Annotated in this window: 3 protein-coding genes; all 3 read left to right on the forward strand. The window is 54.8% G+C overall.

Annotated features, from left to right (window positions below; all coding sequences use genetic code 11):
- Nucleotides 1–974, forward strand: a 974-nt coding sequence (locus WCE46_RS01485) for an iron-containing alcohol dehydrogenase (RefSeq protein ID WP_424731929.1), incomplete at its 5' end; no start/stop codon positions are given.
- Entirely contained in the window at nt 958–2082 is a 1125-nt protein-coding gene (locus WCE46_RS01490) for a PAS domain-containing protein (protein WP_424731930.1), read from the forward strand. The genes WCE46_RS01485 and WCE46_RS01490, both read left to right, overlap by 17 nt.
- 145 nt (nt 2083–2227) lie before the next feature.
- Nucleotides 2228–2634, forward strand: a 407-nt coding sequence (locus WCE46_RS01495) for an ATP-binding protein (protein WP_424731931.1), incomplete at its 3' end; no start/stop codon positions are given.

The following is a 2634-nucleotide window of genomic DNA, read 5'->3' on the forward strand; positions in this document are numbered from 1 at the left end:
TCAGTTTTGAGATTTTTTCCGAGGTCATGCCAAATCCCCGGGCAGAAAATGTCATGCAGGGGGCAGAGATCTTCCGGCAGGCCGGATGTTCTGCGCTCGTGGCCGTGGGCGGGGGATCGGTCATCGACTGCGCAAAAGGGATTGGTATTGTCTCCACCAACAAAAGGCCCATCACGGAGTTTGAAGGCGTTGACAAAGTGCTCGTCCCCCCGCCTCCGCTCGTCTGTATCCCGACAACCGCCGGATCGAGCGCTGATGTGTCGCAGTTTGCCATCATCAACGACACCCGGAACAATGTCAAGATCGCTATCATTTCCAAGACCCTTGTACCCGATGTTGCTCTCATCGATCCTGAAACCCTTCTTACCCTGCCTCCCGGACTCACTGCCTGTACGGGTCTTGATGTGCTCACCCATGCGATCGAGGCATATGTGTCCAATGCAAGTTCTCCCCTGACCGATCTCCACGCCCTCGAAGCGATCCGGCTTGTGGAAAGAAATCTTGAAAACTCCATGGAGCACCCCCGCGATCTTTCTCTGAGGGGGGAGATGATGCTCGCGAGCCTGTATGCCGGTCTTGCATTCTCCAATGCGAGCCTTGGGGCGGTTCATGCAATGGCGCACAGCCTTGGCGGGTACCTTGACCTCCCCCACGGCGAATGCAATGCTCTCCTGTTGGAAACGGTCATCATGTACAATTATGCTTCTGCACCGGACCGGTACGACAGTATCGGTGAAGCGATGGGCTGTCCCGTGTACACCGTATCAAAGAATGAGCGGCCCGTGATGATCTGTGATGAAATCCACCGGCTCCGCACTGCCATCGGGATCGGAAAGACGCTCGGGGCTCTCGGGGTGAAAAAAGAGGCGATCCCGCTGCTTGCAGAACATGCGATGCATGATGTCTGCATGGCGACCAACCCCCGGGACCCGAAGAAAAGCGAGATCGAGGCACTCTATGAATCCGCCCTCTGAACAACCGGATGAACGCGGGCAGTTACGTGAGCGGATCATCGGGATGGGGGAGACTTCACTTCACAAAAGTTATTATCCCCTCCTCCAGCAGCGGCTCGCAGAACTCGAACGGTTCCGGGCGCTCATCGATGAGACCAACGATATGATCCTTATGGTCCGGACCCCGGAAAACCGGTGTGTGGATACAAACCATGCCTGTACCGTCCAGCTGGGGTACACGAGCGATCAGCTGCAGGGCATGGACATCCTCTCACTTATTGTGCCGGAAAAACGCGGGCAGTTCCGGAAGGTATTCTCCCATGCCGCCTCCACCGGAACGCAGGAAAAGATCGAAACGATCCTTTGTACATCGCAGGGAGCGGTGATTCCGGCTGAGCTCTTAATCCGGTTTGTTACCTTTGGCAACGAGAGTTACGGGGTTATCGTGGCCCGCGACATCACTGAGCGCCGCCAGTACGAGCGTGCACTTGTTGCCACCCAGAAAAAACTTAACCTGATAAACTCCCTCACCCGAACGGATATCAAGAGCCAGGTTTTTATCGTCCGGGCATATCTTGACGTGCTCCGGCAGATCGCAAAGCATCCTGAAGAGATCGCGATACTGGTCAAACTCCAGGGCACCACCGGGGAGATCCAGGGACAGATCGAATTTGCGGAGAACTACCAGAAACTCGGCGTCCAGACGCCCAAGTGGCAGAATTTTTCCGAGGTATTGCTGTATGCAGTATCGCATCTCCCTCCCATTCATGTAACCCGCACGACAAATCTGGATCGGCTCGAAATTCTCTCAGATCCCCTGCTGGAAAAAGGGCTTACGCACCTGATGGAATACATCTACACCTGCGGGGGGATTGCCGTGCCGGTCCAGATCTCCCATGAGGAGACCGGGAGCGGTCTCTCCATCACGCTCCGGAAAGCAGGCACCGGCATCCCGCCGGATCAGAAAGAATCCCTGTTTGTCTGGGCCCCGGCAAAAACGTCCGGCCCGAACCTTTTTTTTATCCGGGAGATCCTCGATATGACCGGTATTGTCATCGAGGAGACCGGTGACATGGGGGCCCTCTGTTTTGTGATCCATGTTCCAAAAGGCGGGTACCGGAATCCCTGAATGGTTTCTGTATGAAAATTACGGCTGCCCCTTTTAAACTTCACGCCTGAATTTTAAGACCGCAGGGTTTTATTGTTTCAACACCAATAATTATTGTGCTAATTTCAGGAAATTTTTTTATTAATTTTTACGAAGGAGGTTTCCTTTGACTGATACCTACGATGCATCCCACATTACGATACTTGAAGGGCTCACGCCAGTGCGCGAGCGCCCTGCAATGTACATCGGGAGCACCGATACGCGCGGGCTCCATCATCTTGTGTACGAGGTTGTGGACAATTCCATCGATGAAGCGCTTGCCGGGTTCTGTACCTTAATCTCCGTTGTCATCAACGGTGACGGATCGCTGTCGGTTGAGGACAACGGCCGGGGCATCCCGGTCGATGCGATGGAAAAGAACCATAAGAGCGCTCTCGAAGTGGTGCTCACGGTCCTCCATGCCGGTGGCAAATTCGACAAGGCCACCTACCAGGTCTCGGGAGGTCTCCACGGGGTTGGCGTCTCGGTTGTAAACGCCCTTTCATCGAACCTTACCGCCCGGGTCTACCGGAA

Source organism: Methanoregula sp. (assembly GCF_049690535.1).
Taxonomy (GTDB): Archaea; Halobacteriota; Methanomicrobia; order Methanomicrobiales; family Methanospirillaceae; genus Methanoregula.

What these genes read in the sequence shown, in the direction of transcription:
- WCE46_RS01490 (WP_424731930.1), top strand. Translation starts at nt 958, where the DNA reads ATGAATCCGCCCTCTGAACAACCGGATGAACGCGGGCAGTTACGTGAG.